The sequence below is a fragment of the Amycolatopsis sp. NPDC059027 genome, assembly GCF_042739735.1.
Taxonomy (GTDB): Bacteria; Actinomycetota; Actinomycetes; order Mycobacteriales; family Pseudonocardiaceae; genus Amycolatopsis.
Map to the genome: position 1 here is coordinate 29,909 of NZ_JBHYIK010000090.1, position 4,777 is coordinate 34,685.

General features: G+C 69.1%; 3 protein-coding genes. All 3 read left to right on the forward strand.

The window, feature by feature from the left end:
- Nucleotides 1–267 precede the first annotated feature (267 nt).
- A complete protein-coding gene (glmM, locus tag ACFWY9_RS39610; protein ID WP_378330881.1) occupies nucleotides 268–1,602 on the forward strand; it encodes a phosphoglucosamine mutase in 1,335 nt (444 codons plus the stop codon).
- A 150-nt stretch (nucleotides 1,603–1,752) separates the two neighbouring features.
- Nucleotides 1,753–2,061: a type VII secretion target gene (locus ACFWY9_RS39615; RefSeq protein ID WP_378330882.1), complete on the forward strand. Its 309-nt coding sequence runs from the start codon at nucleotides 1,753–1,755 to the stop codon at nucleotides 2,059–2,061.
- Nucleotides 2,061–4,610, forward strand: a complete 2,550-nt coding sequence (locus ACFWY9_RS39620; protein WP_378341296.1) for a hypothetical protein — start codon at nucleotides 2,061–2,063, stop codon at nucleotides 4,608–4,610. Before ACFWY9_RS39615 ends, ACFWY9_RS39620 begins: the two co-directional genes overlap by 1 nt.
- The last annotated feature ends 167 nt before the right edge of the window (nucleotides 4,611–4,777 follow it).

Consider the following 4,777-nt stretch of genomic DNA (forward strand, 5'->3'; position numbering starts at 1 on the left):
TTATTCCCCCCCCCGCCCACACCCCCGGGCGCCCCCACCCGGCCCCCGGTTGGGGCGCTCCCGTGTTTTCCGGGGTCGTCCGCCCCCGTCCCCACCCACCCCCTCGCCACCCTGCCCGCCCCGGCCAAGTGCGTTTAGCGGGCTAAACGCAGTTCCCTGGACCCGGCGGAGCGCGTTTAGCGGGCTAAACGCACTCGGGCCCGTAGCCGGACAGTGAGGTGAGGGGGCTACCTTGTCTCGTGGTTGGTCGCACATGGAGGTCGACAGATGGCTCGCCTATTCGGTACCGACGGCGTGCGGGGTCTCGCCAACGCCGAGCTGACTCCGGAGCTCGCCCTCTCACTGGCGGCCAGCGCGGCGCGGGTGCTCGCCGCCCACGACCGCTCCCACCGCCCGGTGGCCGTCGTCGGACGTGACCCGCGCGCCAGCGGTGAGATGCTGGAGGCCGCGGTCGTCGCCGGCCTCGCCTCCGCCGGTGCCGACGTCCGTCGCGTCGGCGTTCTGCCCACCCCGGCCGTCGCCTACCTCGTCGGTGCGCTCGACGCCGATCTCGGGGTGATGATCTCCGCGTCGCACAACCCCATGCCGGACAACGGCATCAAGCTCTTCGCCGCGGGCGGCCACAAACTGCCCGACGGTATCGAGGACGAGATCGAGGCCGGGCTCACCGCGCAGGCGACGCGACCGACCGGTGTCGGTGTCGGCCGCGTCACCGACGTCCCGGACGCTCTCGACCGCTACGCCGAGCACCTCGTCGCGGCCACTCCGCACCCGCTCGCGGGCCTGAAGGTCGTCGTCGACTGCGCCAACGGCGCTTCGTCCGCCGCCGCTCCCGAGGTGTACCGTCGCGCCGGGGCCGAGGTCGTCGCGCTGCACGCCGAGCCGGACGGCATCAACATCAACGAGCACTGCGGCTCCAACCACCCCGAACTCCTGCGCGCCGCCGTCGTCGAACACGGTGCCGACCTCGGCATCGCGCACGATGGTGACGCCGACCGCTGTGTCGCGGTGGACGCGGCGGGCGAGCTGATCGACGGCGACCAGATCATGGCCGTCCTCGCGCTCGCGCTGGCCGAGTCCGGTGAGCTGACCAAGGACACGCTGGTCGCGACCGTGATGAGCAACCTCGGCCTGCACCTGGCCATGCGCGCGCACGGCATCAACGTCGTCACCACCGCGGTCGGTGACCGGTACGTCCTCGAGGAGCTGCGGGCCAGCGGGTTCGCGCTCGGCGGTGAGCAGTCGGGCCACGTCGTGCTGCCCACGCACGCCACGACCGGCGACGGGCTGCTCACCGCGCTGCGCCTGATGAGCCGCATGGCCGCGACCGGCAAGCCGCTGGCCGAGCTGGCCGCGGTGATGAACCGCCTGCCGCAGGTCCTGGTCAACGTGCCGGTCGCGGACAAGGCCGCGGTGGCGGGCTCGGACGCCGTGCGCGACGCCGTCGGTGCCGTCGAGGCCGAACTCGGTGAGGAAGGCCGGGTGCTGCTCCGCCCGTCCGGCACCGAGCAGCTCGTCCGCGTCATGGTCGAGGCCCCAGCACAGTCCACCGCCCAGGCGGCGGCCGATCGCCTCGCCGGAGTGGTGTCCGCGGTCTCGTAGCGGCGGATCTCACCGCCCGCCGGGTGATCCGGCCGACTCGCTGCGCCTGCGTTACCTGCCCGGTACATTGCGTATGCGAGGGATGGCACCGATCGAGCGTCCGCCGCGTCCGAATGTGGACGGACGCAGGTGCTCTGGTGAGGGGGCGTGATGGCGGGTAAGGGTCACAAGGTCGATCCGGCTCAGCTGAACGAAGCGGCGAAGGCGTTGGAGGACCTGCCCAAGCAGGCCTGCGAACAGCCGATCGTGGCGGTCGAGCAGATCGTCCTGACCCCGGACAGCTTCGGGCCCGCGCACAAGGACTGTTTCAAGGGGTACTCCGAGAACATCCAGAAGCTCGCCAAATGCGCGCGCAGCTATCTGACGGCTTCGGACGAGTTCGGCCGGAAGCTCGCGGCGTCGAAGAACCTGTACCAGTCCAATGAGGACGAGACCGCCGCCGAAGTGAGGAAGCACTGATGGGCCTCGCGGGCGTCGGCAGCGATGACGGCAAGGACATTCCGAGCCGTCAGGAGATCGACCAGATCCTCAACGACCCCAACGTGGGGATGGACGTCAAGCGCCAGCTGGCGCTGGAGTACATCGACTACGTCGAGGACGAAACACCGGAATCCTGCGGCTTCGCGAGCGAGGACGAGCGCAACAAGTACCGCGACTACCTGAAGTCGCTGCACAACGACTGGATCACCGAAGGCGACATCAACGGCAACAACGGTGGCCTCAGCGATCTCAAGGACATCTACAAGGAAGCCAAGGGCGAGTACGACAAGAGCCGTCAGGCCGGTCGGGACAACGACCGCGCCGCGCTCAACAGCGACGCCGCCAAGACGCAGGCGATCGCCGGACGGGCGACCGAAACCGACCCGGGCTGCGCGAACTCGAAGGAAATCTTCGATCCCGGGCTTTCCGCTTTCAAGGTGTACGAGAACTTTTATCCGCTGTATGTCACGGCATCGCGGATCACGGGTGCCGGCGGCGCCCTCGTTTCTCTCGAGGAGTTGCGGCGGCTCTACCACGAGCAGGACAACATCCCGTTCAACCTGTTCAAGGCCAGCGCGGACGAGCTGACGGCGGTGAGCGGAGCGGTCGACAACTCGTCCAAGGACGTCGCGGGCAAGCTGCAGAATTCGCTGGGTACTTGGGAAGGCGACGCCGCCGACCAAGCACGCGAGTACCAGAAGGCGTGTTCGGAGAAGAACAGGCTGGTCGCCGAAGCGTTCAAAGCGGCGGCCGAAGGGCAGCTACGGGTCAACGGTTCGATCGGCAGGTTCTGCCAGGACAAGGTCGGCTGGCTCCAGAAGTGGTACGCCGACAGCGTCAACGGCGCGACCATCCAGGACATCGAGCGGATCGTCCGCATCGCGGACGGCAGCTGCAGCCAGAACGACATCAAGCACTGCATCGGTTTTCTCAGCATCGACGCCAAGAACGCGTTCAACGACGACTGGGGCGACCTGGACCAGAGCACCATCGACGAGGTCATCACGCCCCAGGCCAAGGCGTGGCTCAAGGACGTCTTCCTGGCTTGGTTCGGCAAGCACATCGAGAACTTCCAGCTGGTCTGTTCGAACACCCGCAACGCGGTCAACGACGCGTGGGGAAAGTACTTCGAGTCGCTCGGGAAGGTCGACGAGAACCCGTACGCCGATCTCGGAAAACAGAGCGGTGAAGGAAAGAAACCCGGCACCGGCGGAGGCCGGGACACCGGTGGCGGCGGGAAGAATACCGGCGGTGGCAACGACACCGGCGCGCAGGCCGAGGTCGGCCCCATGCCGAAGCCGCCGGAGATGCCCAAGCCACCGGAGATGCCGAAACCGCCCGAGATGCCGGGCCAGGACGTCAACCCGGTCACCCATCAGCCGCTGGAAGTGGATCCCGAGACCGGCAAGCCCTACCCGATCGACCCGAAGACCGGCGCGGCGCTCAAGTCCGATGTGGACCAGCCGGAGACGATGACGGTCGAACAGGGTGACCACAGGATCTCCATGGCCGAGCCGGGCAAGGACGGCAAGATGGGGATCAGCGTCGACAACGGGGCCGGTCCGCCGAAGGACTACAAGCTCGACTTCGGGGATGGCAAGGAGCACACGCCGCAGGACGGGACGGCCGCGGGCGGCGCGATCCATCACGACACCGCGGCGCGCCTGGCCCAGCAACAGCCGGCGACCTCGGGCCAGGCGTATCAGCCAGGGCCGGACGGGAAGATCCACATCGAGGACGGGAACCTCAAGATCACCGCCGAGCGTCCGCAGGGCGCCGAGGGTCCGACGGTGGTGACCGTCGACGACGGTTCCGGTCATCCGACGAAGTACACCCTCGGCGAAGACAACCCGGCCGACGCCGCGAACAAACACGCCGCCTCAGCGAGCCCTGTCGATCAGGGCGCCGGGCAGCCTGCTGCCGCGCACTCCGTTGCTCAGCCGGAGAGCCGGGATCAGGCTCCGGCCGTCGAGCACAGCCGGGGAGACCTGGCGGGCGACGCCTCCGGCGGCCGCCACCACGCGGTGACCGACGGTGGCACCGGAGGAGGCGTGGCCGACGCCACCCCCGCGACGCCCGCGTCGGCAAGCGCGGCGCCTACGGCAGGCGACGCTGTTCCCGCGACGGGCGGCGAGGGCCATGCCGTCGCGGCGTCGAACGACGCGACCACAGCACAGTCCATTGCGGACCCCACCGACAGCCACGGCGGTATCGGGCAGCGGCCGGACAGTGGTCTCGGCCAGGCCTCCGACCCGGCGGGCATGACCGGCGGGGGCGGCTCCACGATGCCGGCGCCGACCGGGCTCGGCTCGGCCCCGGACGGGACTCAGCCCATGCCCGCGTCCATGGGGATGATGGGCGGCGGAATGATGGGTGGTGGGATGGGCGGTGGGCAGGCCGGTGGCGGCGAGGACCAGCAGCGCTCGTCCGGCAGCTACCGCGTCGACGGCGGGTTGTTCGAGACGGCGCCCGCAGGGGGCCGGATCAGCGGTTCGATCGACGACGATGGTGTGATCGGTTCTCGATAGCGCGATCGTCGTGGTGGTGGGGAGGACGAACTCGTGAGTCCCGAAGAGGATCTCGCAGCCTTGAAGCACAAGCTCGCCGGGCTCGAACGGGAGAACGGCGACCGGATGTATCTGGTCGAGCAGCGGGCCGCGAAGGCGGTGGAGGAGAGCCGGGAAGCCGGTGACAA

Bases quoted from the DNA above. Each gene is read 5' to 3' on its own strand.
- glmM (WP_378330881.1), top strand. From the start codon at position 268: ATGGCTCGCCTATTCGGTACCGACGGCGTGCGGGGTCTCGCCAACGCC.
- ACFWY9_RS39615 (WP_378330882.1), top strand. From the start codon at position 1,753: ATGGCGGGTAAGGGTCACAAGGTCGATCCGGCTCAGCTGAACGAAGCG.
- ACFWY9_RS39620 (WP_378341296.1), top strand. From the start codon at position 2,061: ATGGGCCTCGCGGGCGTCGGCAGCGATGACGGCAAGGACATTCCGAGC.